This window comes from Sporosarcina saromensis (assembly GCF_033253735.1).
In the GTDB taxonomy this organism is placed as follows: domain Bacteria; phylum Bacillota; class Bacilli; order Bacillales_A; family Planococcaceae; genus Sporosarcina; species Sporosarcina saromensis.
In genome coordinates this window covers 350,106-375,945 of record NZ_JAUBDI010000001.1, presented here as the reverse complement: position 1 = coordinate 375,945, position 25,840 = coordinate 350,106, and the positions used below count along the sequence as shown (strand labels likewise).

Annotated in this window: 26 protein-coding genes; 19 read left to right on the top strand and 7 right to left on the bottom strand. The window is 41.2% G+C overall.

Annotated features, from left to right (window positions below; translation table 11 throughout):
• Positions 1-3 precede the first annotated feature (3 nt).
• Together QT711_RS01930 and def are read right to left on the bottom strand one after the other, a co-directional pair.
• Positions 4-213, bottom strand: coding sequence for a DNA-dependent RNA polymerase subunit epsilon (locus QT711_RS01930; protein ID WP_317941795.1), 210 nt, complete (start codon positions 211-213; stop codon positions 4-6).
• Between the two features lie 266 nt (positions 214-479).
• Positions 480-1,037, bottom strand: coding sequence for a peptide deformylase (gene def / locus QT711_RS01925; protein ID WP_317941794.1), 558 nt, complete (start codon positions 1,035-1,037; stop codon positions 480-482).
• Positions 1,038-1,170: 133 nt separating this feature from the next.
• Between def and QT711_RS01920 the strand changes: the two genes are divergently transcribed.
• From QT711_RS01920 to QT711_RS01885, 8 genes are all read left to right on the top strand, one after another.
• Positions 1,171-1,812, top strand: a complete 642-nt coding sequence (locus QT711_RS01920; RefSeq protein WP_317941793.1) for a YkyA family protein — start codon at positions 1,171-1,173, stop codon at positions 1,810-1,812.
• 259 nt (positions 1,813-2,071) lie between these two features.
• Entirely contained in the window at positions 2,072-3,187 is a 1,116-nt protein-coding gene (gene pdhA / locus QT711_RS01915; protein WP_317941792.1) for a pyruvate dehydrogenase (acetyl-transferring) E1 component subunit alpha, read from the top strand.
• A gap of 3 nt (positions 3,188-3,190) precedes the next feature.
• Positions 3,191-4,168 carry an alpha-ketoacid dehydrogenase subunit beta gene (locus QT711_RS01910; protein ID WP_317941791.1) on the top strand — a complete coding sequence of 326 codons (978 nt, stop codon included), beginning with the start codon at positions 3,191-3,193 and terminating at the stop codon, positions 4,166-4,168.
• Positions 4,169-4,207: 39 nt separating this feature from the next.
• On the top strand, positions 4,208-5,548 hold the full coding sequence (locus tag QT711_RS01905; RefSeq protein ID WP_317941790.1) for a dihydrolipoamide acetyltransferase family protein: 1,341 nt from the start codon (positions 4,208-4,210) through the stop codon (positions 5,546-5,548).
• 4 nt (positions 5,549-5,552) lie between these two features.
• Complete coding sequence (gene lpdA / locus QT711_RS01900; protein WP_317941789.1) at positions 5,553-6,965, top strand: dihydrolipoyl dehydrogenase; 1,413 nt, start codon at positions 5,553-5,555, stop codon at positions 6,963-6,965.
• A 223-nt stretch (positions 6,966-7,188) separates the two neighbouring features.
• Positions 7,189-8,052 (top strand): polysaccharide deacetylase family protein, encoded by an 864-nt coding sequence (locus QT711_RS01895; RefSeq protein ID WP_317941788.1) that lies wholly within the window; start codon positions 7,189-7,191, stop codon positions 8,050-8,052.
• Between the two features lie 32 nt (positions 8,053-8,084).
• Complete coding sequence (locus tag QT711_RS01890; RefSeq protein ID WP_317941787.1) at positions 8,085-9,041, top strand: NAD(P)H-dependent flavin oxidoreductase; 957 nt, start codon at positions 8,085-8,087, stop codon at positions 9,039-9,041.
• Between the two features lie 18 nt (positions 9,042-9,059).
• Positions 9,060-9,332 (top strand): UPF0223 family protein, encoded by a 273-nt coding sequence (locus QT711_RS01885; RefSeq protein WP_317941786.1) that lies wholly within the window; start codon positions 9,060-9,062, stop codon positions 9,330-9,332.
• A 61-nt stretch (positions 9,333-9,393) separates the two neighbouring features.
• On the opposite strand, the gene QT711_RS01880 is transcribed toward QT711_RS01885, so the two are convergent.
• On the bottom strand, positions 9,394-10,026 hold the full coding sequence (locus QT711_RS01880; protein ID WP_317941785.1) for a YktB family protein: 633 nt from the start codon (positions 10,024-10,026) through the stop codon (positions 9,394-9,396).
• Positions 10,027-10,183: 157 nt separating this feature from the next.
• Here QT711_RS01880 and QT711_RS01875 point away from each other — a divergent pair, with 157 nt between their 5' ends.
• Positions 10,184-10,381 carry a hypothetical protein gene (locus tag QT711_RS01875; RefSeq protein ID WP_317941784.1) on the top strand — a complete coding sequence of 66 codons (198 nt, stop codon included), beginning with the start codon at positions 10,184-10,186 and terminating at the stop codon, positions 10,379-10,381.
• A 135-nt stretch (positions 10,382-10,516) separates the two neighbouring features.
• Complete coding sequence (locus QT711_RS01870) at positions 10,517-11,308, top strand: inositol monophosphatase family protein (protein ID WP_317941783.1); 792 nt, start codon at positions 10,517-10,519, stop codon at positions 11,306-11,308.
• A 41-nt stretch (positions 11,309-11,349) separates the two neighbouring features.
• Here QT711_RS01870 and QT711_RS01865 read toward each other — a convergent pair whose 3' ends face one another.
• Positions 11,350-11,535 (bottom strand): YlaF family protein, encoded by a 186-nt coding sequence (locus tag QT711_RS01865; RefSeq protein WP_317941782.1) that lies wholly within the window; start codon positions 11,533-11,535, stop codon positions 11,350-11,352.
• A gap of 96 nt (positions 11,536-11,631) precedes the next feature.
• On the opposite strand from QT711_RS01865, the gene typA reads away from it, so the two are divergent.
• Both typA and QT711_RS01855 read left to right on the top strand, forming a co-directional pair.
• On the top strand, positions 11,632-13,473 hold the full coding sequence (gene typA, locus QT711_RS01860; RefSeq protein WP_317941781.1) for a translational GTPase TypA: 1,842 nt from the start codon (positions 11,632-11,634) through the stop codon (positions 13,471-13,473).
• Positions 13,474-13,539: 66 nt separating this feature from the next.
• The gene (locus QT711_RS01855; protein ID WP_317941780.1) at positions 13,540-13,872 is read left to right on the top strand and encodes a YlaH-like family protein; all 333 of its coding nucleotides are present in this window, start codon (positions 13,540-13,542) and stop codon (positions 13,870-13,872) included.
• Between the two features lie 30 nt (positions 13,873-13,902).
• On the opposite strand, the gene QT711_RS01850 is transcribed toward QT711_RS01855, so the two are convergent.
• Positions 13,903-14,106, bottom strand: a complete 204-nt coding sequence (locus QT711_RS01850; RefSeq protein ID WP_317941779.1) for a YlaI family protein — start codon at positions 14,104-14,106, stop codon at positions 13,903-13,905.
• A 32-nt stretch (positions 14,107-14,138) separates the two neighbouring features.
• Complete coding sequence (locus tag QT711_RS01845; RefSeq protein WP_317941778.1) at positions 14,139-14,639, bottom strand: peptidyl-prolyl cis-trans isomerase; 501 nt, start codon at positions 14,637-14,639, stop codon at positions 14,139-14,141.
• Positions 14,640-14,830: 191 nt separating this feature from the next.
• Here QT711_RS01845 and QT711_RS01840 point away from each other — a divergent pair, with 191 nt between their 5' ends.
• The 3 genes from QT711_RS01840 to pyc all read left to right on the top strand — a co-directional run bounded on the left by QT711_RS01840 (position 14,831) and on the right by pyc (position 19,802).
• On the top strand, positions 14,831-15,112 hold the full coding sequence (locus QT711_RS01840) for a YlaN family protein (protein WP_317941777.1): 282 nt from the start codon (positions 14,831-14,833) through the stop codon (positions 15,110-15,112).
• A 61-nt stretch (positions 15,113-15,173) separates the two neighbouring features.
• Positions 15,174-16,340, top strand: coding sequence for an FtsW/RodA/SpoVE family cell cycle protein (locus QT711_RS01835; RefSeq protein WP_317941776.1), 1,167 nt, complete (start codon positions 15,174-15,176; stop codon positions 16,338-16,340).
• A 24-nt stretch (positions 16,341-16,364) separates the two neighbouring features.
• Positions 16,365-19,802, top strand: coding sequence for a pyruvate carboxylase (gene pyc / locus QT711_RS01830; protein WP_317941952.1), 3,438 nt, complete (start codon positions 16,365-16,367; stop codon positions 19,800-19,802).
• 45 nt (positions 19,803-19,847) lie between these two features.
• Here the strand turns inward: pyc and QT711_RS01825 are convergent, their stop codons facing one another.
• Positions 19,848-20,756 carry a COX15/CtaA family protein gene (locus QT711_RS01825; RefSeq protein WP_317941775.1) on the bottom strand — a complete coding sequence of 303 codons (909 nt, stop codon included), beginning with the start codon at positions 20,754-20,756 and terminating at the stop codon, positions 19,848-19,850.
• Between the two features lie 460 nt (positions 20,757-21,216).
• On the opposite strand from QT711_RS01825, the gene cyoE reads away from it, so the two are divergent.
• The 4 genes from cyoE (at position 21,217) to QT711_RS01805 (ending at position 25,840) form a co-directional block, all read left to right on the top strand.
• The gene (gene cyoE, locus QT711_RS01820; RefSeq protein ID WP_317941774.1) at positions 21,217-22,134 is read left to right on the top strand and encodes a heme o synthase; all 918 of its coding nucleotides are present in this window, start codon (positions 21,217-21,219) and stop codon (positions 22,132-22,134) included.
• Positions 22,135-22,233: 99 nt separating this feature from the next.
• Positions 22,234-23,301, top strand: a complete 1,068-nt coding sequence (coxB, locus tag QT711_RS01815) for a cytochrome c oxidase subunit II (RefSeq protein ID WP_317941951.1) — start codon at positions 22,234-22,236, stop codon at positions 23,299-23,301.
• Between the two features lie 32 nt (positions 23,302-23,333).
• A complete protein-coding gene (locus tag QT711_RS01810) occupies positions 23,334-25,214 on the top strand; it encodes a cbb3-type cytochrome c oxidase subunit I (protein ID WP_317941773.1) in 1,881 nt (626 codons plus the stop codon).
• A complete protein-coding gene (locus QT711_RS01805) occupies positions 25,214-25,840 on the top strand; it encodes a cytochrome c oxidase subunit 3 (RefSeq protein WP_317941772.1) in 627 nt (208 codons plus the stop codon). The genes QT711_RS01810 and QT711_RS01805 overlap by 1 nt, the downstream gene beginning before the upstream one ends.

The following is a 25,840-nucleotide window of genomic DNA, read 5'->3' as shown; positions in this document are numbered from 1 at the left end:
TGCTCAGACCTGTTCAAGCTCAAAATGTGAAGATGCTTGCTCGTATTCGAGATGTGGACCTTCAAGGAGCTGGATAAGTTCAATGTTATAATTGCGGTCTTTTAGTTTTTCGCGGACGGATTTTTCTGAATCAGCTTCTACATAAACGTGCTTCGTATTTTCGCGAATCGGAACTTGAGTAGCGTTTTCTTGGAAATATACTTTGTAAATCATGGTAAACTCTCCTTTTTACGTTCGTTTGGAATCATTCTCTTCATATTAGCATGTCGGATGCGTAAAATAAAGAAAAGCCCACCAAATGACTTGGTAGGCGTGAATTTATGCAATTGTCTTTCTACCGAGTATGCCGTTGAGCCGCTTTAACAATTTGCGTTTTAGGCGCTTGTACATGGGCATATCACTCCTTACAACCAGTATAACGTTAATTGAATTCTCTGTCAAGTTGTTTTTTTTGTAGGAGAACGGGTTTGTTGTTCAGTTCAATTCCTCTCAAAAGGAATAGCGTTAGGAATGTCCCTGAAAGGTGCTGCCTGGTCGATATGGTCATAAAACATGACACCATTCAAATGATCCAGTTCGTGTTGGAAAGCAATTGCGTGTAAGCCTTTCAATCGCATTGTATATTCTTGGCCATCTGGATTGAACGCTTTAATGGTAATTCTTGCGTATCGTGGGACATATCCTTCTACATCGCGATCTACGGATAGGCAACCTTCTCCAGATGTCAAGTAAGTCATTTCCACCGAATGGCTGATGATTTTAGGATTAATTGCAACGATGCTTAATGGTTTTTTTCCCTCTTCAACAATGTGTAAGGCAAATACGCGTTTAGAAACATTTACTTGAGGAGCTGCTAGCCCGATGCCTGGGCGCAATCCGTATTGAATGCTTAATTCTTCATCTTGACTGTTAATGATATATTCTAGCAAATCATGACATAATTTTTTATCTTCATCACTTAACGGGAAGGTGACTTCCGTAGCTACTGTCCTTAACGCTGGATGCCCTTCACGGACGATATCTTTCATTTCGATCATTTTTATTCTCCTTCTTACTCGTATTTCTGTTATCGTATTATAATCCAAGAAGAAAAGGGTATAAAGAGTTTTGTACATGCTTGAAATAAACACTTACTAACGATATAGTGAAAAACAGATTGGAGGAAAGACTATGAATAAAAAAATCTATAGTATAATTGCGGTTAGCGTAATGGCCTTATCCGCTTGTAGCATTGGTTCTTCCACGGAGTCCCAACTCTCTGAAACTCTAACAAAAATGAATGATTCTGAAGCGCAATATCGCAGTTCCCAAAGTACTTTAACGGAGTTAGAGCAAACAGAACAAAAAACGTTCACCGAAACGATGGAACTAACAAAAGAAGATGTAGATCAGTTACGTAATAAAGTAGCTGAGCTTGAGAAGTCTATTGAAGATAGATTAGCACAGCTAAAGGAAGAAGAAGCTGCAATGCATGAAGCAAAGGGTTTCGTTACAGAACTGGAGTCCATTGCAGAAAAAGCATCTGAAGCTGAAAAGAAAAAAATTGAGGAACTTAATCGCGCTGTACAAGACCGCTACGATTTACATGATCAATTCATTGAAGCATACAGAGCACTCTCCTCCCAACAAAAAGAATTTTATGCATTGCTCGTGAAAGAAAATGTAGAGTTAGCGGATTTAAAAGAAAAAGTTAAAGAAGTGAATGAGCAAAACGAAGTTGTCAAAGACGCGATAGCAAAGTTCAATGAAGCAACAAAGATTGTTAATGATCTTAAACAAGACGTTTTTTCGAGTTTAGAAAAAGAAGAATAAAGGAATTATGAAAAGTGGAGACCGAGCATCTTCACTTTTTTTAATGGCATTTTTTTAGAATCTATTATAATACAGTTTTGATATTGTAGTAGTACAGTTTAGTCGGAATGAATGAATCTCACTTATGATTATGCTGGCCAATCCTACTAAATACAATGATTGACCAATTTGTCTGTCTTCAGTATACTGAGTAAGGAAGAGATTGTATCATTATTGAAAGTGATAGAACATAATACAGATATAAAGGAGAGTTGCCGATATGGCTGCGAAAAAAGACAAGCAGTTTGATCCGGTGGAAACGCTTCATTCTATTGAAGATCAGTTTGAAATGTTCCAGATCTTGAATGAAGAAGGCGAAATTGTAAACAAGGAAGCCGATCCGAATTTATCAGATGAAGAGCTAACAGAATTAATGACGCGTATGGTGTATACGAGAATCTTAGACCAACGTTCAATTTCCTTAAACAGACAAGGACGTCTAGGTTTCTATGCGCCAACTGCAGGGCAAGAAGCGTCACAGCTTGCCTCTCACTTTGCGCTTGAGAAAGAAGATTTTATTCTTCCAGGATACCGTGATGTACCGCAAATCGTTTTTCATGGTTTACCATTACATATGGCATTCCTATGGTCACGAGGACATTATCAAGGAAGCATTATTCCGGAAGGTTTGAACATTTTCATGCCTCAAATCATCATTGGAGCACAATACATCCAAGCTGCTGGAGTTGCACTCGGATTCCAAAAACGTGGCATTAAAGCAGTTGCAATGACGTATACAGGTGATGGCGGTACTTCACAAGGTGATTTCTATGAGGGGATCAACTTTGCAGGAGCTTACCGTTCTCCAGCAATCTTTGTCATTCAAAACAACCAATATGCAATTTCCACACCTAGAGAGCTACAAACAGCTGCGAAAACGCTTGCACAAAAAGGGATTGCAGCTGGTATTCCGAGTATTCTCGTAGATGGAATGGATGCATTAGCAGTATATGCTGCTACACGCGACGCTAGAAAACGTGCCATTAACGGAGAAGGTCCGACGCTGATCGAAGCGATGACTTACCGATATGGTCCACATACAATGGCTGGAGATGACCCGACACGTTATCGTACATCTGAAACGGATAACGAGTGGGAAAAACGCGATCCGTTAATTCGTTTCCGTAAATACCTTGAGGCTAAAGGCATTTGGTCGGAAGAGAAAGAAAACGCTGTGATTGAACGCGCCAAAGAAGAAATCAAGGAAGCGATCAAAAAGGCGGATGCCGCTCCTAAACAGAAAGTGACAGATTTCATTAACATTATGTATAAGGGCGACCTTCCATACAACTTACAAGAACAATATGACATTTATAAAGAGAAGGAGTCGAAGTAACCGATGGCACAAATGACGATGATTCAAGCGATTACCGATGCAATGCGCACGGAGCTTAAAAATGATGAAAACGTCCTCGTCTTCGGTGAAGACGTTGGCGCAAACGGTGGTGTGTTCCGCGCTACTGAAGGTCTACAAAAAGAATTTGGTGTAGATCGAGTATTCGATACACCATTAGCTGAATCAGGTATTGGTGGGTTAGCGATCGGTCTATCATTGACTGGATTCCGACCTGTGATGGAAATTCAGTTCTTTGGCTTCCTCTATGAAGTGATTGACTCCATTAGTGGTCAGTTGGCTCGTCAATCTTTCCGTAGCGGCGGACATTATAATGCTCCTGTAACAATCCGTTCTCCATTTGGTGGGGGTGTTGCGACGCCTGAAATGCATGCTGATAGTTTCGAAGGGCTTGTTGCTTCTCAACCTGGGTTGAAAGTGGTCATTCCTTCAACACCTTACGATGCAAAAGGATTGCTAATTTCGGCAATTAAAGATGAGAATCCAGTAGTTTTCTTGGAGCATATGAAATTGTATCGTTCATTCAGACAAGAAGTGCCTGAAGAGGAATATACGATTCCACTTGGTAAGGCGGATGTGAAGCGTGAAGGTACAGACCTATCAATTATCACATACGGTGCGATGGTACACGAAAGTTTGAAAGCTGCTGAAGCACTTGAAAAAGACGGCTATTCTGTTGAAGTTGTCGATTTACGTACTATTCAACCATTGGATATTGAGACGATTATCGGTTCTGTTGAAAAAACAAATCGCGCAATCGTTGTACAAGAAGCACAAAAACAAGCGGGTATTGCAGCAAACGTCGTTTCTGAAATTACAGAGCGTGCAATTTTAAGTTTGGAAGCGCCTGTTTTACGTGTAGCGGCACCTGATACAGTATATCCGTTCGCGCAAGGAGAAAACGCTTGGTTACCAAATGCAAATGATATTATTGAAACGGCTAAAAAAGTACTGACATTCTAATACAGAGTCTTGCTCTGACAAAAAGAAAGGGTGAATCTTGTGGCATATGAATTCCGTTTGCCAGATATCGGAGAAGGGATTCACGAAGGTGAAGTTGTAAAGTGGTTTGTTGCCAAAGGCGATAAAATCAATGAAGACGACACGCTTCTTGAAATTCAAAACGATAAAGCAGTGGTGGAAATCCCATCCCCTGTTACAGGCACAGTAGAAGAAATCCTTGTGGGAGAAGGGAAAGTGGCGGTAGTAGGCGATGTCCTCATCCGTTTCGATGCACCAGGATACGAAAGCCATTCTGACTCTGAGGAAGGTGCAGAGAAAACTGAAGAACAAGTGCAATCTTCAGCTGAGGCTGGCCAAGAACTCGATAAGAAACAACAGGAGAAAGAACAATCTGAGACAAAGCAATCCTCTACTAACACGAAAGAGTCGGTTGTATCAAAAACAACTCGTGTAATTGCGATGCCATCTGTCCGTAAGTTTGCACGTGAAAACGATGTTGACATTCATGTGGTGGAAGGAACAGGCAAGAACGGCCGTGTATTAAAAGAAGATGTTGAAGCGTTCATGAATGGTGATCAAAAGCCGGCAACGTCAACTTCTTCAACTGAACAAGTTGCGAGTGCAGAAGAAGCAGCACCTAAAACAGAGTCGGCTCCTCCTGTACAACTTGAAGGCGATTTCCCTGAAACACGTGAGAAGATGTCTGGTATTCGAAAAGCGATTGCAAAAGCAATGGTGAATTCCAAACATACTGCACCACACGTGACATTGTTAGATGAAATCGATGTAACGGATCTTGTCGCGCATCGTAAAAAGTTCAAAGAAATTGCTGCAGAAAAGGATATCAAGCTGACGTATCTTCCGTACGTTGTCAAAGCGCTTGTTTCCACATTGCGTGAGTTCCCACAATTAAATACATCACTTGACGATGAAAAAGAGGAAATCATCCAGAAGCATTATTACAACATCGGTATTGCAGCTGATACGGACCGTGGTCTACTCGTACCTGTCATTAAACATGCGGATCGAAAATCTGTATTTGCGATTTCTGAAGAGATTAATACATTAGCAGTGAAAGCGCGCGATGGTAAATTAAGCCCTGCAGAAATGAAGGGTGCATCATGTTCCATCACGAATATTGGCTCAGCAGGTGGACAATGGTTCACGCCGATTATTAACCACCCAGAAGTTGCGATTTTAGGAATCGGCCGTATCTCTGAAAAACCGGTCGTAAAAAATGGTGAAATTGTAGCTGCACCTATGTTAGCATTATCATTGGTATTCGATCATCGAGTAATTGATGGTGCTACAGGTCAACAAGCATTGAACCATCTTAAGAAATTGCTCGGTAATCCAGAACTTTTATTAATGGAGGCGTAAGCAAATGGTAGTAGGAGACTTTCCGATTGAAGTGGACACACTCGTTGTAGGTTCAGGCCCTGGAGGTTATGTAGCAGCAATTCGGGCTGCACAGTTGGGTCAGAAAGTAACAATCGTTGAAAAAGACACACTAGGTGGCGTATGTCTGAACGTAGGTTGTATCCCTTCCAAAGCATTGATTTCAGTAGGACACCGTTACGCATCCGCGAAGGATTCTGACGATATGGGAATTACAGCAACCGATGTGAAATTGGATTTTTCGAAAGCTCAAGCTTTTAAAGATGGTGTGGTCAAGAAATTGACTGGTGGCGTAGAAGGCTTATTAAAAGGCAATAAAGTTGATATTGTTAAAGGTGAAGCGTATTTCGTCGATGCGAATACGGTGAAAGTTATGGATGAAAAGTCTTCTCAAACATACAAGTTTAACAATGCGATTATTGCAACAGGTTCACGTCCGGTAGAAATTCCATCTTTCAAGTACTCTAAACGTGTTATCAATTCTACAGGTGCTCTGAATTTAGAAGAAGTTCCTGGACATTTAGTTGTCATCGGTGGTGGTTACATCGGAACTGAGCTAGGTTCTGCGTATGCAAATCTAGGTTCCAAAGTAACGATTATCGAAGGAGCAGATGATATTCTTGCTGGCTTTGAAAAGCAAATGACGCAAATCGTTAAAAAAGGATTGAAGAAAAAAGGTGTCGATGTAGTAGTGAAAGCTTCTGCAAAAGGCGTTGAAGAATCCGATAACGGTGTTGTTGTCACTTACGAAGCAAAAGGTGAAGAGCAAAAAGTTGAAGCGGATTATGTACTTGTTACAGTTGGTCGCCGTCCGAATACGGATGAAATTGGTCTAGAAGGTCTAGGCGTTAAGTTCCTTGATCGTGGGTTGATTGATGTGGATAAACAATGCCGTACAAGTGTATCAAACATCTTTGCGATCGGTGATATCGTATCTGGTCCACAACTTGCGCATAAAGCATCTTATGAAGCGAAAGTGGCTGCAGAAGCGATTTCTGGAGAAAAATCAGAAGTGGATTATTTGGCAATCCCAGCTGTATGTTTCACGGATCCAGAACTTGCAACTGTTGGTTTAAACGAACAGCAGGCAAAAGATGAAGGTTTTGATGTCGTAGCAGGCAAATTCCCGTTTGCAGCAAACGGCCGTGCGCTTGCATTAAATGCGACAGATGGCTTTGTAAAACTCGTCTCTCGTAAAGAAGACGGCTTGCTGTTAGGTGCACAAATTGTCGGTGAAAACGCGTCTGACATGATTGCTGAACTAGGTTTGGCAATCGAGGCAGGTATGACACTTGAGGATATCGCTATGACAATCCATGCGCATCCAACATTAGGCGAAATTTCAATGGAAGCTGCTGAAGTTGCGCTAGGTAAACCCGTTCATATGATTACAAAATAATAGGTTTGAAAAAGAGGCGTCCGGAGATGATTATCCCGGACGTCTTTTATGTAGCTCGTAGATTTGTGAAGACTTTATGTGTATTACTAAAAATCGTTTTGCAATGTAACGAACTCTTGTCGTGCAATTTCTTTCCAAGTAATATGCTTTCGTTTGTTTGATACGTCTATTGGGTACATGTTAGTATGAATTTACTCAGCTAGAGAAAGAGGAGATGGGATTTATGAAATTGAAAGTAGTATACATAATGTTCGTGCTATTGTTTGTACTCGCTGCTTGCAGCGCTCAAAGTGAAACGGATGAGCAAGCAGACAATGGACAAGAAGTACAGCAAGACAATTCCGTTGATGAGGAACAAGCTGGAGATGAAGCTAGCAAAGTGGATGAGGACCAGGCGAGTGAGACAGATGACGAAGTGAAAGAAGGCGCAGAATTAGAACTTCCGGAGGAACCTCTATATAAAATTAATCCGACAAACTATTCAATTCAACCAATCGGTGAGGCAGATCCGAAAGTTGTGTTATTGACAATTGATGATGCACCGGACAAGCGTGCGCTAGACATGGCGAAGACATTGAAGAGGTTGGATGCACCTGCCATCTTCTTTGTAAACGGGCATTTCATTGAGACTGATGAAAAAAGAGCAATCCTTAAAGAAATCTATGAGATGGGCTTTGTAATTGGCAACCATACGAAAACCCATGCGAACTTGAAGTCGCTTACGGAAGAGGAGCAACGTGAGGAAATACTATCAGTTAGTAATACTGTAGAGGCAGTAACTGGGGAACGACCGAAGTTTTTCCGTGCGCCATTTGGAGTGAATACAGATTTCAGCAGGTCACTTGCTGAACAAGAAGGAATGCAATTGATGAATTGGTCGTATGGCTACGATTTTGTAAAAGAGTACATGACGAAAGAGAAAATTGCAGATATTATAGTGAACACGGAACTGTTGAGCAATGGTTCGAACTTATTAATGCATGATAGGGAATGGACGGCTGATGCATTAGAAGAAATTGTGAATGGTTTGCGAGAAAAAGGATATGAATTTGTCGATCCGAAGTCTATCCAAGGATATGCTGATTAATTCATTAAATGATTGAATGGGGGAATGGGGTTATGGAATGGAACACAAAAATAACTGAACTGCTTGGGATTAAGTATCCGATCATTCAGGGTGGTTTGGCGTATCTTGCATATGCAGAGTTGGCTGCAGCGGTTTCTGAAGCAGGAGGATTAGGGCAAATCACTGCAATGAGCTTACCGTCTCCGGATGCTTTGCGTATGGAAATTCGCAAAGTAAAGGCGCTGACAACAAAGCCTTTTGGTGTGAATTTTGCAATTGGACAACATGGTAGACCATATGAACATCTATTGGACGTGGCGTTAGAGGAGAAGGTTGAAGTGTTGTCTGTGACAGGGGGAAATCCTGCGCCATTCTTTGACTATGTGAAAAATGCATCCGTCAAAAAGCTAGTACTTGTGGCTTCAAAGAGGCAAGCGGTAAAAGCTGAATCACTTGGAGCGGACGCAGTCATGGTTGTTGGCCAAGAAGGTGGAGGGCATTTAGGTAGGGACGATGTTGGCACGATAGTTCTTGTGCCGCAAGTCGTTGATGCTGTTAACATTCCAGTCATTGCTTCAGGTGGGATTGGGGATGGACGTGGTTGGATGGCTGCTCATGCACTTGGAGCTGAAGGAATTGAGATGGGTACAAGATTCATCGCTACAAAGGAGTGTGTTCATGCTTCAAAAGCGTACCAAGATGCTTTACTCAAAGCAGACGAGACAAGTACAGTGGTTATTAAGCGATCGCTTGGAGCACCTGCACGAGCATTAGCAGGTGTTTGGACTGAAAAGATTCTCTCTATGGAATTAGAGCATGCGGATTATGCCCAACTTAAGAACTTTATTAGTGGAGAGGCAAATAGACGATTCATACATGAAGGAAGTTCAAAAGAAGGATTTGGGTGGTCAGGTCAAGTAGCTGGAATGATTACGGATGTCCCGTCAGTCGAAGATTTATTTAAGCGGATGGTGAATGAAGCAGAAAGCATTCGTCGAAAATGGTTGTAAGAGAGGTGTAGGTGAAAGATGGAGTATAATTATCCGATTCGTCATGATTGGTCGACTGAAGAGATTATAGATGTCGTCGCATTCTTTCAAGCGGTAGAGAAGGCGTATGAAACAAAAATTGAACGAAAGCAGTTTATGGAAGCGTACCGCGCATTCAAGAATGTAGTTCCTTCAATGGCCGAGGAAAAGACATTATGTAAGGAATTTGAAGAGGCAAGTGGATTTGTTTGCTATCGAATCGTGAAAAATGCAAAGGATGCATCGGACGGTGACATGATTCAAGCGAGGTAGTGAGTAAATAGGTGGAAGGTGGACGTAACGTGATCCACCTTCCATTTTCTATTGTGCATTCTTATTTTAGTTTTGCAGTCATAATATCGTATAGAGGTAGAAGATCATGAATGGTCTTCTCAGCCATACGAAAGAATTCCTCTTCTGTAAAGCCCGTCGCTATTTCTCTTGAGAAATGCCTTCCAAGGACAAGCTCGGCTTTCTTGACAGTTTTTAAACGCTCCAACATCCCTTCAAGTTCCTCACGATCCATGTTAGCGAGTATTGTTGCATCAGGCTTCATATGATCACCGGAAATTACGTACTGGTCAGGCAAAGACGTGAGCATGTCCAGGTTAGTGGTGAGGCGTTCTGAAATTCCTTTTTTGTCTGGATTTTCATAAATGACTGCTAAGATGATAAATAGGTGTGTTTCCCATAGGCCTACTTGAAAATGTGGTAACGCCTTATATCCACGTTTCGCAGGAGCAAAAGCAACCCAACTGTCTTTTGGAGGATTAACCGTCCTTCGTGCGTGTTTTGCAATGTGGGGGAAAAACTCACCCTTGCCGTGAGCAGACAAGTAGCTGGCAAGACGTTCGCCAATAACGGCAAACTTTGGCTGTATAGTCTGTTGCAAAGCGTCCATCCTATTTTCTAATCCATCAATCGTGAATACATCAAAATCTTTTGAATCCCAAAATCGTTCTTTCAATTCAATCCCTCATTTCATTCTATACGTTTATCGTAACAGAAAATGGGGAACAATTTAATACAAGAAGGCTTATAACTAACCAAAGCGGAACTAGCCGCATACGTTAGAAGTAAGTAAATGCATCGTTGAACGATATTCTAATAAAGGGGTGTTACGTATGAAACAGGTCGTCCATATTATCCGAAAAGCGGAAATTGAAAAAGAGTATGTGAAGTTGCTTCAACTTGAATTGGATTATGAGTTAGCAACGTTATATGATGCCATGCAACAGGATGATGAAAAACAAATTGATAAAAGTAAAGTAAGACTCACGGAAATCCATAGTGAGCTGGAGACATTCAATGCTTTTGCATAAACAAGCACTACTGTTCCATTATTTGCTCCTCTACTGACCTCTCGCAATACAGGGGGGACAGTGTGAGGGGCATTTTGTTTGTCGTAAAGTATTTGTGTTATACTTAGATAATACGCAAGTAGTTGGGGTGATGGAATGAATTGGGGAACAATCGATAAATATGCAAAATCATTGATTAAGGAAGCAGGTCACAAAATCCGTATGTCCTTCTTTTCTTCGATTGATATTGATTCGAAAGCGGATGCGAACGATTTGGTGACGAACATTGACCGACAAATTGAACAGTTTTTCATTCAACGGATTCAGCGAGACTTTCCTGGGCACCGGATTTTAGGGGAAGAAGGTTTTGGCGACGAAATCACCGCCCTAGATGGTGTCGTTTGGATGCTTGATCCGATTGACGGTACGATGAATTTTATTCATCAGAAAAGAAATTTTGCAATTTCACTTGGTATCTATGCAGATGGAATCGGTATGTTAGGTTATATTTATGATGTGATGAATGACGATTTTTATCACGCGGCTTTAGGCGAAGGTGCGTATTATAATGATGAAAAACTGCCGATTCTTGAGAACACACCGCTCGAAAATGCGATAATTGGCGTTAACGCAAGTTGGGTCGCTCCCAATCGTCGGATTGAAAACGAACCGATAGCGAAAATGGTACATACATGCAGAGGGACACGGTCATACGGTTCGGCTGCGATTGAATTAGCTTATGTTTCATCCGGTAGAATTGATGCATACATGTCACTGCGCCTGTCCCCATGGGATATAGCAGGAGGGATGGTGATTGCTCAAGAAGTTGGAGCAATTGCAACAAATATGCTGGGGGATAAGCCTGAATTACTTGGACAAGATACGTTTCTTGTTGCGAAACCAGGCTTACATGAAACGATTTTAAGCAACTACATTCGTTTGAAATAAAAAAAGGGGACTGCTAAACGCATGCAGTCTCCTTTTGCAAATTATAGTAAGCCTTTTTCGCGCATCTTCTTTTTCGTTTTAAAGCCGTTCCCCATTACGAAAATAAGTGCTAGCATAGCAATGAGGGCAACGGGAATACTACGCATGGCAACAGCAATTCCAATACCACACATCGCTAAAACTGCCGCAATAGAATAGATGACAAAAACCCATTTGATATTCTTCAAAATGTAACCTCTTTCGAAATAAATGTTTTTTTATACTGTTCCCATGTGCTATAATAACACAGTTAATCATCTGATAAAAGATAACGGAGTGAAAAAATGACAAACACACGTAGCGATTTACGAAATATAGCAATTATTGCCCACGTTGACCACGGAAAAACAACATTAGTCGATCAACTATTGAAACAATCAGGTATTTTCCGTTCTAATGAACATGTGGAAGAACGTGCAATGGATTCTAATGATCTTGAACGTGAACGAGGTATTACAATTTTAGCAAAGAACACGGGTATCGAGTATAAAGGTACAAAAATCAACATCCTTGATACACCAGGACACGCTGATTTCGGTGGAGAAGTGGAACGGATCTTACGAATGGTCGATGGTGTTATCCTTGTCGTCGACTCCTTTGAGGGATGTATGCCGCAAACACGTTTCGTGCTGAAAAAAGCATTGGAAACGAATTTGAAACCGATTGTTGTTGTAAATAAAATTGACCGTGAATTTGGCCGCCCCGAAGAAGTAGTTGACGAAGTACTCGAGTTGTTCATCGAGTTGGATGCGAATGACGAACAATTGGAATTCCCAGTCGTATACGCATCGGGCTTTAATGGTACTGCGAGTCTTTCACCAAACCCTGCTGATCAGGAAGAGACATTGGAAGTATTGTTTGATTCCATTATTGAAAATATTCCTGCTCCTATCGACAATCGTGAAGAACCTCTTCAATTCCAAGTATCGTTGTTGGATTACAATGACTACGTAGGACGTATTGGAATTGGTCGGGTATTCCGCGGTACGATGAAGGTAGGTCAGCAAGTTACAGTGCTCAAACGGGATGGTTCGACAAAGAACTATCGTGTAACAAAAATGTATGGATTTTTAGGGTTGAAACGAATTGAAATTCAAGAAGCTTATGCAGGAGATTTGATTGCCGTATCCGGTATGGAAAACATCGACGTCGGTGAAACGGTTTGTCCTGTTGATCACCTTGAAGCGCTACCGGAATTGCATATTGATGAGCCGACATTACAAATGACGTTCCTCGTCAATAACAGTCCTTTTGCTGGTAAGGAAGGTAAATGGGTAACGGCACGGAAAATTGAGGAGCGTCTTGAACAGCAATTGCAAACGGACGTTTCATTACGTGTCGATCCGACAGATTCTCCGGATGCATGGGTCGTATCTGGTCGTGGTGAGCTTCATTTATCGATCTTAATCGAAAATATGCGTCGTGAAGGTTACGAACTTCAAGTTTCCAAACCTGAAGTAATTATCCGTACAATTGATGGAGTAAGATCTGAGCCGGTTGAACGTGTGCAGATTGATATTCCTGAAGAATATACAGGTGCAATCATTGAGTCAATCGGTGAGCGTAAAGGTGAAATGCTCGACATGATCAACAATGGTAACGGTCAAGTTCGATTAATATTCCTTGTACCTGCACGTGGACTTATCGGGTATTCGACAGATTTCTTAACGTTGACGCGCGGATATGGTATCATTAATCATACGTTCGATTCTTACAAACCGGTCGCGCCAGGTAAAGTCGGTGGACGTCGCCACGGTGTGCTTGTCTCAATGGAAACGGGTACTGTTACTGCATACAGTGTCATGCAATTAGAAGACAGAGGCGTCATGTTTGTGGAAGCAGGAACTGATATTTATGCAGGTATGGTCGTTGGTGAGAATACACGTGACAATGACTTGACAATCAATTTGACAAAAGTGAAACACGCTACAAACGTACGGTCAGCGACAAAAGACCAAACGGTGTCGACGAAGAAACCTAGAATTCTTTCGTTAGAAGAAGCGTTGCAATACTTGGGTGACGATGAATACTGTGAAGTGACACCTACTTCCATCCGCTTACGTAAAAAGATTCTTGATAAGAACGAACGTGAACGTGTACAAAAGAAGAAAAAACTTGGTGAATGATGTAACTCATTAATGCTGTAAAATACAAATGCGTAAGATCGCTTTATTCAGAAGGGAATGTGCTATATGAATGGTACTATCGGGGATGCAGAAACAATCGAAGCGATGTCTCCTGTAGTTCGGATGATTTATGAATTGACTTCTTCATCCGTTACAGGAATCTTGCTGTTCGCGGTCATTTTCATCCTTTCGGCCATTGTATATAAGTTAGGATTCGCTAGGAAGATAAAGTTATGGCAGAATGTTGTCGTCTATAGTTTCCTTTTTGCTGGATGCATCATGTTGACGTTTTTTGCGATTTTCCTTCCGATTGTGGAAGGACTTCTAGTTGCAGCGCTCATATTGATTATTTACAGAGTTCGAAGGATGAATGAACACAAAGAAAACTCCGCTGTATAATGGCGGAGTTTTTTCTTTGTGATTTATGCTTTAAAATTCGTTTTCTGCAGGATGCGAACTGCGGTGAAATGAAAATTTTCCGGTCGACAGACGAGAATGGGTTTGTTCCGAAATGCGTTCATTGCAGTTGTCGCACATATACGTATTAATCGGGTGATTCCTTAACTTTTTCGCGAGTGGATGATCATCGGGGAGTTTCCCGATTTCGTCACAAAGTACACACTTTACACGCAAATGACCAACTCCTTCTATTTGTCAAAAAATGCTCAGTGGATCGTAATCTCTTTAACATTGCGAATAGGCTTTTCCTGATTTGAGCCATCCATGAAAAGCACATGTACGGGGCCATCATCGGTCAAAGGTTTTCCATCTTGACTAAATTTAAACAATAAATTTTTCGCTTCGGAAACAGGGAAACTATACTCTTCATCTTCTCCTGTTGAAAAAGTGATTGTGGTTGCATCTTCATTCGGTACTGCATTCTTTATGAAATGTTCAAGTTGTATGCCGAATGTGCCGGTCACCATTTTCTTTCTATCAAATTTTTTTTCTGTCTTCAATGTTGGAGGGAATGTTGCGCCTTCCATGATTTCTCTGGACCAATGTTTGCCCATTTCTTGCTTATATTCTTCATCTTCATCTTTTAAGGTCAGACCTTCAATGAAAAAAGATTGTAAGTCGATTTTTCGATCATCAAAAATCCAAACAGTTGGATCTAATGTTATAGAATGTTGTACGTTCCCTTTGATCGGAATAATTCGTTCCAATTTAATAGCCTCCTACAAACAAATATGTATCTTCTTCATTGTTATCTAGTATACCTCTTTGAAGGAAAAGTGAAAAGGTATTGAATTGACACTTGCAAATGAAGGGAAACACTTGCAATTTAGCTGCTCAAAAGATACAATTTATTCATAATCACCATAGTGGAATAAAAGGTGAATGGGGGCGTCCTCATATGGATATTGAACTACAAGAAACGTATCAAGAAAAAGCACTCTTGCAATTACAAGCCGATGCAGACAAAATTGCACAACTCATAAAAGTACAAATGGATCATTTAACGATGCCTCAATGTCCGTTATACGAGGAAGTGTTGGATACACAAATGTATGGATTATCGAGGGAAATCGATTTTGCTGTGAAGCTTGGCTTGATTGATCGAGCAAAAGGAAAAGAAATTCTTTCCTTGCTTGAAAAAGAGATGAATGTCTTGCATGAGCTATATACAGAAAAATAAACGAAGAACTCAAACTCATTAACGGTTTGAGTTTTTTATTTACTAAGAAGAGGTAATGACAATGGCAAACTACTTTAGAAAAATGATAAGGAATTTTGATTATCCGTTATTCCTTGTTTATGTAGGACTGTGTCTTTTTGGATTGGTCATGATTTATAGTGCCAGTATGGTCGTGGCGGTCAATCGTTATGACTATCCACCCGACTATTTTTATAAGCGACAATTGACCAACTTGGTCATATCCTTTCCGGTTTTCCTAGCCGCGGCTTTTTTTCCTTTCCAAAATTATAAACGGAAAAATTTAATGGTATTATCTATTGTTGTTATGTTTACTTTATTGGTTCTCGTTCATTTCATCGGATTTGGTGGCGACGTTGGCTCGCAAAGCTGGATCAGATTACCGAAATTAGGGAGTATTCAGCCTTCGGAAGTAGCGAAGATTGTAATCATTATTTACTTTTCTAGTGTCTTTGCTAAGAAATATGAAGCCGGAACGCTCGACTCAATAAACAAATCAATTGGACCACCCGTGCTGATTCTTATGTTTGCGGTATTGTCCATTATGAATGAAACAGATATTGGGACATCACTCATCATTATTGCAACAGCAATTGCGGTAATTGCTGCAAGTGGAATAAAAGTAAGGACATTCATGAAGTTGAGTGGAATCTTGGCAGCTGCAATGGTCCCGATTGCGCTAATTCTCTATTTTGGTTGGGATTCGATTATGAATGAGAGTAGACAAGGCCGTTTTTTAGCATTTTTAAATCCTTTTGATTATTTACAAGGATCCGGCTACCAGATTGCTAACGGTTATATCGCAATTGGAGCAGGTGGTGTACAAGGGTTAGGACTAGGGAACTCAATTCAAAAAATGGGGTATCTGCCTGAACCGCAAACGGATGTAATCATGGCGATTATTTCTGAGGAGTTAGGCATTTTTGGAACAATTATTGTTATAGGTGGTTTAGGCTTCATCGTCTTACGTGCACTATCCATTGCAATGCGAACAAAAGACCCGCAAGCTCGTATGTTGGCAGCTGGGATTGGAAGTGTTATTGGAATTCAAACTTTTGTCAATCTTGGGGGATTAACGGGTCTTCTCCCGCTCACAGGTGTGCCTTTGCCGTTTATTAGCTATGGCGGAACCTCTCTTATTCTGTTATCTTTATCTTTAGGAATATTGATGAATGTGTCAATGTTCACAAAATACCAAAAGAATAAGTAGATAAGGAGTGCATTAATGGTGGAAATGGGTCGTATTAAGAAAATTCTCGTAGCAAACCGCGGTGAAATTGCAATACGTATTTTTCGTGCATGTACTGAACTTAAGATTCCTACGGTCGGTATTTATTCAGCAGAAGATAGAGGTTCTTTCCACCGTTATAAAGCAGATGAGTCCTATCTCGTCGGTGAAGGGAAAAAACCGATAGATGCCTATTTGGATATTGAGGGAATCATTTCAATCGCCAAGGCGAGTGGTGCAAATGCGGTTCATCCAGGTTATGGATTTTTAGCGGAAAATGAGCAATTTGCTCGTAGGTTGGAAGAGGAAGGAATTATATTCATCGGTCCTACATCCAAACACCTTGACATGTTTGGTGATAAAGTCAAGGCGAGGCAGCAAGCGATCGACGCAGGGCTACCTGTCATTCCTGGCTCTGACGGACCAGTAAAGTCCGTTGAGGATGTGTCTGCGTTTGGTGAGACATATGGTTATCCAATTATCATTAAAGCTTCTTTAGGAGGCGGAGGAAGAGGGATGCGTATTGTCCACTCCTCTGACGAAGTGCTAGAGGCGTATGAACGAGCAAGATCTGAAGCGAAATCAGCTTTCGGTTCGGATGAAGTATATGTTGAAAAATACATTAACAAACCGAAGCATATTGAAGTGCAAATCCTAGGTGATACATACGGGAATGTCATTCATTTGTATGAACGGGACTGTTCCATTCAAAGACGTCACCAAAAAGTGGTGGAAATCGCGCCATCCATTTCACTAAATGAACATTTACGAAATGAGATATGCGAAGCTGCGGTTGCGTTAGCAAGGAATATTTCATACACAAATGCAGGAACGGTTGAATTCCTAGTTGCTGACGGAAAGTTTTATTTCATCGAGGTGAATCCTCGTATTCAAGTTGAACATACAATCACCGAGATGGTAACAGGGGTTGACATCGTACATGCGCAGATCCATATTGCAAATGGTGGTAATCTGCATGAAGGGGAAGCTGCAATTCCGTCGCAAAAAGAAATTCCGTTATTTGGGTATGCAATCCAGTCGAGGGTGACAACTGAAGACCCGTTGAATGATTTCATGCCGGATACAGGTAAACTAATGGTCTATCGCTCTGGAGGAGGTTTCGGTGTCCGTCTAGATGCCGGAAATGGCTTCCAAGGAGCTGTCATTACGCCTTATTACGATTCGTTGCTTGTTAAAGTATCGACGTGGGGCACTTCATTTAGAGATGCAGCTGCAAAAATGGATCGAAATTTGCAGGAATTTCGTATTCGTGGTATTAAAACAAACATTCCGTTCCTAGAAAATGTCGTTCGCCATGAAAGTTTTTTAACAGGTAATTATGATACCGGTTTCATAGACACGACACCAGAACTTTTTGAGTTTCCAGTTAAAAAAGACAGAGGAACGAAAATACTGAACTATCTAGGTAATGTCACGGTAAATGGTTTTCCGGGTATCGGGAAACAAGCTAAGCCTGTTTTCCATCCTGCGAGAAAGCCTGAAGTAGACTTGCTAACACCGCCTCCAGCTGGAACGAAACAAATTCTTGATGAAAAAGGTGCCGACGGATTAATCCAATGGATAAAAGCACAGGATGATGTCCTTTTGACAGACACAACATTCAGGGATGCTCACCAATCACTACTAGCAACGAGGGTTCGTACATCAGATCTATCAAATATTGCTTCGGAATCGGCAAGACTTATGCCGAACCTCTTTTCATATGAAATGTGGGGAGGGGCAACATTTGACGTAGCTTACCGTTTTTTAAAGGAAGATCCTTGGGAAAGATTGTTGAAATTACGTGAACAAATACCAAATGTATTGTTCCAAATGCTGTTCAGAGGGGCGAATGCAGTTGGGTATTCAAACTATCCTGACAATGTCATTCGGGAGTTTGTCAAAACATCAGCAGAAAATGGTATAGATGTATTCCGGATCTTTGATAGTTTGAACTGGATCAAAGGAATGGAAGTGGCAATCGATGCAACCCGTCAAGCAGGTAAAGTTGCTGAAGCGGCCCTCTGTTATACGGGAGACATTTTAGATCCTTCTAGGGATAAATATACAGTAGAGTACTACAAAAAGATGGCGAAAGAGCTGGAAGCAACTGGTGCCCATATATTGGCGATCAAAGACATGGCTGGTCTGTTAAAGCCAGAAGCTGCGTATCGACTCATTTCAGAACTGAAAGCAACGGTCGACATTCCGATTCACCTTCATACCCATGATACGAGTGGAAATGGCATATACATGTATGCAAAAGCTATCGAAGCAGGAGTCGACATTGTCGATACTGCACTTGGAGCGATGGCGGGATTGACTTCGCAACCTTCCGCTAGTTCTTTGTATTACGCTTTGGAAAATGGCAAACGCCAAGTCCGTTCCGATGTTTCATCGTTGGAAACACTGTCTCATTATTGGGAGGATGTCAGAAAGTACTATCAGCATTTTGAAAGTGGCATGAATAGCCCGCATTCGGAAATCTATGTTCATGAAATGCCAGGTGGCCAATATTCGAATTTGCAACAGCAAGCAAAAGCAGTAGGTCTCGGAGAGCGATGGGAAGAAGTCAAATCGATGTATTCCAGAGTTAACATGCTCTTTGGTGACGTTGTGAAAGTGACGCCTTCCTCCAAAGTCGTTGGTGATATGGCGTTGTTTATGGTTCAAAACGAATTGGATGAGCAATCCGTGATCACACGCGGCGAGACAATTGATTTTCCTGAATCGGTCATTGAGTTTTTTGAAGGGTATATTGGTCAACCATACGGTGGTTTTCCAAAGGAAATACAACAAGTGATTCTGAAAGGACGTCAACCGATTACTGTTCGTCCTGGTGAATTACTGGAGGATGTTGACTTTACAGTGCTCCTTCAGAAGACCGAGCAATTACTTGGTGAACCTTCGACGATGAAAGATGCATTAGCGTATGCGCTGTATCCGAAAGTCTTTGAAGAATATGCAACAATGAAAAAGGCATTCGGCAACATTTCTGTCATTAATACACCTGAGTTCCTATTCGGTATGCGCTTAGGCCAAGAGATTGAAGTTGAAATCGAAAAAGGTAAAACACTTATCGTAAAACTCGTGTCGATTGGAGAACCACAATCGGACGGAACGCGTATCATTTACTTTGAATTGAATGGACAACCTCGAGAAGTACTAATTCAAGACATGAGCGTTGAAACCGATGTTGTTCGAAAGCAAAAAGCTGACCCGGCAAATGATTCACATATTGCAGCAACAATGCCAGGAACTGTGCTCAAGGTTGTTGTCTCTAAAGGTGCTAAAGTAAAGAGGGGAGAACACTTACTCATTACAGAAGCAATGAAAATGGAAACGACGATACAAGCCCCGTTTGATGGAGTTGTAAAAGAAATATACGTGCAAGCGGGTGAAGGGATTTCAACAGGAGATTTACTCATCGAGATTGAACATTAAGAACAAAAGAAGCATTCGACATATTGGTTGTCGAATGCTTCTTCCTTATTTTTTGTTACTTCTTGAAACGAGTAATACCATATACGTCAACAAACCGAATAAGAGCGTAACAAATAACGAATGTAAAAGAGCTAAGTAAAGATTTAAACGAGTTATGATCACAGCGCCACCAGCTAGTACTTGCAAGCAGACCAAGATGAAGGCGATAATCCAACCCCAATAAATGACACGTTGATTCTTGTAATGTTTGATAGCATGATAGGCAATGATTCCAAGCCAAATGAAAATAATTGCAGCTGCAGTTCTGTGACTCATCTGCACCCATTCCCAGAAGTTCGCTGGTAAAGAAAAGTCGCCATTTCTGCACATCGGCCAATCTGTGCAACTTAGTTCAGATTCGGTATGACGAACGAGGGCCCCAGAGTAAACAACAACATACGAATAAATTGTTACACCGATAGTATGGAACTTCATTGTCTTGCCGATTTTAAGTTTATCGGCATCATACTTTTGGTCGACTTCAAAGATGAGCAATGTCAACAACAACACTGAAGCGAATGAAATAAGGGAAATCCCGAAGTGCAGTGCTAGGATGAAGTCTCCTTGTCCCCATAAAACTTGGGCTGCTCCAATAAGTGCTTGTAGAATAAGAAAGAACAACGCTAGAAAAGCCAGTAATTTTGTTTCTCGAATATGGCCAATTGCTTTCCAAGACCATACAGCAAGGACGACAATTAAGATGCCAACTGAACCAGTAACGAGTCGATGGGAAAACTCGATGAGCACTTCTGGTGTTATTTCGTCCGGTATCAACTGCCCGTTACAGCCTGGCCAGTGGCGACCACACCCCATTCCACTATCGGTTTTCGTAACGAGTGCTCCGCCTAGTAAAATTAGAAGCATACCAATTGTCGACGCAACACCGAACCATTTAAGGTATTTATTATAGCGCAAGAATGACACCTACTTTTATGAATGATGTGTTAAAGAAGGTTGGTGGCCATGAACAATCAAAGACATCCCTTCTTTGGTAGTTGGTTGAAAATAAACGTGTAACAGTGTAGAAAAAATATTTCCTATTAATAGTTGATTCGTCAATATTAATGCATAGTGATAAACGATCGGTAAAAGATCTCTGCCTTGTTGATGATAGCGAAGAAATGACAAAAAAACAACGGATTTAGGTATAAAATGATTTTTTGTACGGTTATTTCACAAATTGTTCATAAAAAAGACCCTTTAACTTCACAAAAGACCTAGGGAAATGATTTACTATAGATAGGGCATAGCTATACAAATAGTTTGTATACTTTCTGTTTCGGGCAAAATTCGTGATATGTATAGAAATTAGTGACGAATTTCGATATAGTAAAGTATAGCGGCCTTTGCCGACAACTCTGAAAGGAGGGTACATATGTCAAACGGTCGAGCGATAACTTCATCCGGTCCATCGGATATGGCTTCGACTTCTCTTGTTAAGGATTTCCTGGCACTTATAAAAATTGGAATTGTTAATTCGAATTTGATTACTACTTTTACCGGACTATTCCTCGCGTTTCAATTTACTGGAACAAGTTTTATCCAGAATCTTGATTTGTTATTGTATGGGTTAGTTGGGACAGGTTTAATCATAGCGGGTTCTGCAGCCTTGAATAACTTGATTGATCGAGATATTGATCCAATTATGGCAAGGACAAAGTCACGCCCAACGGTAACTGGAAGATTTAAAGCACCGGCTGTCTTGTCTCTGGCGCTCACTTTCATAGTAATAGGCGAACTTTTACTCTTAGCAGCGTCACCAGCCGCTGCCATGTGGGGACTTGCCGGCGTGTTCAGCTATGTTGTACTCTATTCAATGTGGTCTAAACGCAAGCATGTAAGCAATACGATTGTTGGTAGCCTATCAGGCGCAATCCCTCCACTAATTGGATGGGCAGCTGTCGAACCATCTCTTAGTATTAGTGCATGGGCGTTATTCTTCATAATGTTTGCTTGGCAGCCACCACATTTCTATGCGCTCGCAATGCGAAGAACGAAAGAGTATGGTGCAGCGGGTATTCCAATGCTCCCAGTTGTCAAAGGATTTGCCAGGACAAAGAAGTCCATTTTAGGATGGGTACTGTTGTTGTTCCCTTTACCATTTCTTCTATCTGGATTAGGAATCGGTTTTCTAGTACTTGGAACGGCATTGAATATTGGATGGCTTTATTTATCATTAAAAGGATTCAAGACGAAGGATGATCTGAAGTGGGCAACGACTATGTTCATCTATTCCTTGAACTATATGACGATTCTTTTTGTTGCAATGATTATTTTTTCAATATTCATCTAGTAAGTGGAATTCTTTCTTTTGACAGGAATTCATCATAGAGAGGTCAACAGTCCTCATTTGAAAAAAACATTTTTTTAGAAAGAGAGGTATTAGTTAGTGATGATGAAAGGACTCAAAAAGTGGCGTCTCTTTTCTCTATTGGCAGTACTAACAGTTTTCCTTGCGGGATGTGGCCAAGAACAACTTTCAACGCTTCTTCCTGCCGGTCAAGTAGGAAGAGACCAGTTTAACTTGTTACTTCTAGCGTCAGGAATTATGTTACTTGTTATTATTGTTGTTGTTGCGATTTATCTAATTGCGTTACTACGTTACAGACGTTCGAAATTAGGTGAAGATTTTATTCCTGAACAAGTTGAAGGCAGTCATAAACTTGAGTTGGTCTGGACAATCATTCCAATTCTGTTGATTTTGCTTCTTGCTGTTCCAACTGTCTACTACACATACAAATTAGGTGATGTGTCGGCGATGGGTGCTGTTGATGAAGATGGCAATGCAGAACACCTAGTTGTAGACGTTACAGCAAAGCTTTATTGGTGGGAATTTGAATACCCAGAGTTAGGAATTGTTACTGCGCAAGAATTAGTAGTGCCTACAGATGAAAAAGTGTATTTCAATCTGATTGCTTCTGACGTTAAGCACTCCTTCTGGATTCCAGCTGTTGGTGGAAAACTGGATACAAACGTTGAAAACGTGAACAAATTCTATCTCGTTTTCGAGAAGGAATCTAAAGATCTAAAAGATGGCGTGTTTTATGGAAAATGTGCGGAGCTTTGTGGGCCGTCACATGCCTTAATGGATTTCAAAGTGAAAACGATGCCACGACCAGAGTTTGATAAGTGGGTAACTGCGATGCAAGCGACTGCTGAAAAACAAAATGTAGCAAATGAACAAGGTGAAGAAATCTTCAATCAAAGCTGTATCGGTTGCCACGCAGTATCCGGTGTAGGGGAGAGTAACGAAAAGCAAGGTCCAAACCTTGCGTCGTTCGGAGACCGTAACCGTGTTGCAGGCTTCATGGATCATTCAAAAGAAGGTCTTATTGAATGGCTTACAGATACACAAGAACATAAGCCTGGTAATAAAATGCCATCATTTGGTGGACAGCTTTCTGACCAAGAAATGGATGCGTTAGCTGAATACTTGATGGGATTATCAGTTGAAAAATAATTTTGACGTGATTTGAAGAGGAGGTAAACAAAGTGAGTTCAGTTGCTCAAAAAAAGAGTTTTGGTGCAACGCTGTGGGATTGGCTGACAACAGTCGACCATAAGAAAATTGGGATCCTTTACTTCCTTGGTGGCGGATTCTTCTTCGTAGTCGGCGGTATTGAAGCAATGATGATCCGTTGGCAGCTTTACAAGCCAAACAACGATTTCGTGAGTGCAGGATTATACAATGATTTGATTACGATGCACGGAACGACCATGATTTTCTTAGCAGCGATGCCAATATTATTTGGATTTATGAACGCTATTGTACCATTACAAATCGGGGCACGTGATGTTGCGTTCCCTTTCATTAACTCATTAGGTTTCTGGATGTTCTTCTTTGGAGGATTGTTCCTGAATATTTCATGGATATACGGTGAAGTGCCTGATGCAGGTTGGACGTCTTACGCATCTTTATCACTTGCATCCGAAGGTCACGGAATTGACTTCTATGCAATCGGACTTCAAATAGCCGGTGGTGGTACGCTAATGGCGGGGATTAACTTCCTTGTTACAATTATTAACATGCGTGCACCAGGTATGACGTATATGCGTATGCCGTTATTTACATGGACGACTTTCGTTGCGTCTGCAATGATTTTGTTCGCTTTCCCTCCATTAACAATCGGTTTGTTCTTCTTGACGTTTGACCGTATGTTCGGCGGGAACTTCTTTGATCACCAAATGGGTGGAAACACAATTATCTGGGAGCATATTTTCTGGATCTTTGGACACCCTGAAGTATACATTTTAATATTGCCTGCTTTCGGGATTTTCTCTGAAATCTTCTCAATCTTCTCCCGTAAGCGTCTATTCGGTTACCCATCGATGGTCTTTGCAACCGTTCTAATCGGTTTCTTAGGATTCATGGTATGGGCTCACCACATGTTTACAGTTGGTCTAGGACCAACAGCTAACGCAATCTTTGCTGTTGCAACGATGGCAATTGCTGTTCCTACAGGTGTCAAAATCTTTAACTGGCTCTTAACGATGTGGGGCGGAAGTATTACAGTTACAACTCCGATGCTTTATGCGCTCGGTTTCATCCCATCCTTCGTAATGGGTGGTGTAACGGGTGTCATGCAAGGGGCTGCTCCTTTGGACTATCAATTGCATGATTCTTACTTCATCGTTGCTCACTTCCACTACGTTATCGTTGGTGGGGTTGTGCTTGCGATTCTAGCTGCAACGCATTTATACTGGCCGAAAATGTTCGGTACGATGTTGAATGAAACACTTGGTAAAGTGACATTCTGGTTCTTCTTTATTGGATTCCATATGACATTCCTTATCCAACACTGGCTTGGATTCTGGGGAATGCCACGTCGTGTTTGGACGTACATGGGCGACCAAGGTTGGGATCTTGCCAACTTAATCAGTACAATTGGTGCTTTCTTCATGGCAATTGGTGTAATTGTTCTCGTGATCAACGTAATTATTACATCTGTGAAAAATGTTAGAGTTGCGAATGATCCTTGGGGAGATGGACGTACACTTGAGTGGGCAATCGAATCTCCACCGTTGTATTACAACTTTACGGCAACTCCACTTGTACGTGGACTTGATTCTGTGTGGATCGAGAAAATGGAAGGAAATGAAACAGGTTTGACACCTGCTGAGCCGATTAAGGACATTCATATGCCTCACGGTTCCATCATTCCATTGTTAATGACACTTGGTCTATTCATTGCTGGATTCGGTGCAATGTTCCATTCTGAAACAAACTGGGGTCTTCCAGTCTTAATTTTTGGTCTGTTATGGACATTTGTTTCAATGGCAGTTCGTTCGTTGCAAGATGACTTGGGCTACTACATTAAAAAAGAGGAAATCCTCCGTGATATGAAAGCATTGAACAAAGGGGGGCAAAAATAATGGATTTGAATAAAAAATTCACCCCTGAAACATGGCCAGAACATCCGGAGCGGGCGACGCTCGAAGCAAAGAATAAGTTTGTCGGCTTTTGGTTGTTCCTAGGTGGAGAGACGATTTTGTTTGCGACGTTGTTTGCGACGTACATTGCGTTGAAAAACTCAGGACCAAGCGGTTTTGGCTTCTCTACACAAGAACTTTATGAATTACCACTTGTATTTGTCATGACGATGTTGCTGTTAACATCCTCGTTAACGAGTGTGTTTGCAATGTATCATTTGAAGAATTACAATTTCAAGAAAATGCAATTGTGGCTAGCCATTACAGCATTTTTAGGACTTGGCTTCCTAATGCTTGAAGTTTACGAGTTCTCTCACTATGTAAAGATTGGATTTACATTTAGTAACAGTGCATTCAGTTCATCCTTCTATACACTTGTAGGAACACACGGCTTCCACGTTGCAGTAGGTTTAGTTTGGATCACATTGTTGATTTTCCGAAATGCTAAGCGTGGTCTAAACCTTTACAACGCTACGAAGTACTATACATTCTCATTGTATTGGCACTTCATTGACGTTGTATGGGTGTTCATTTTCACAGTAGTCTATTTGATGGGAGTGATAGGTTAA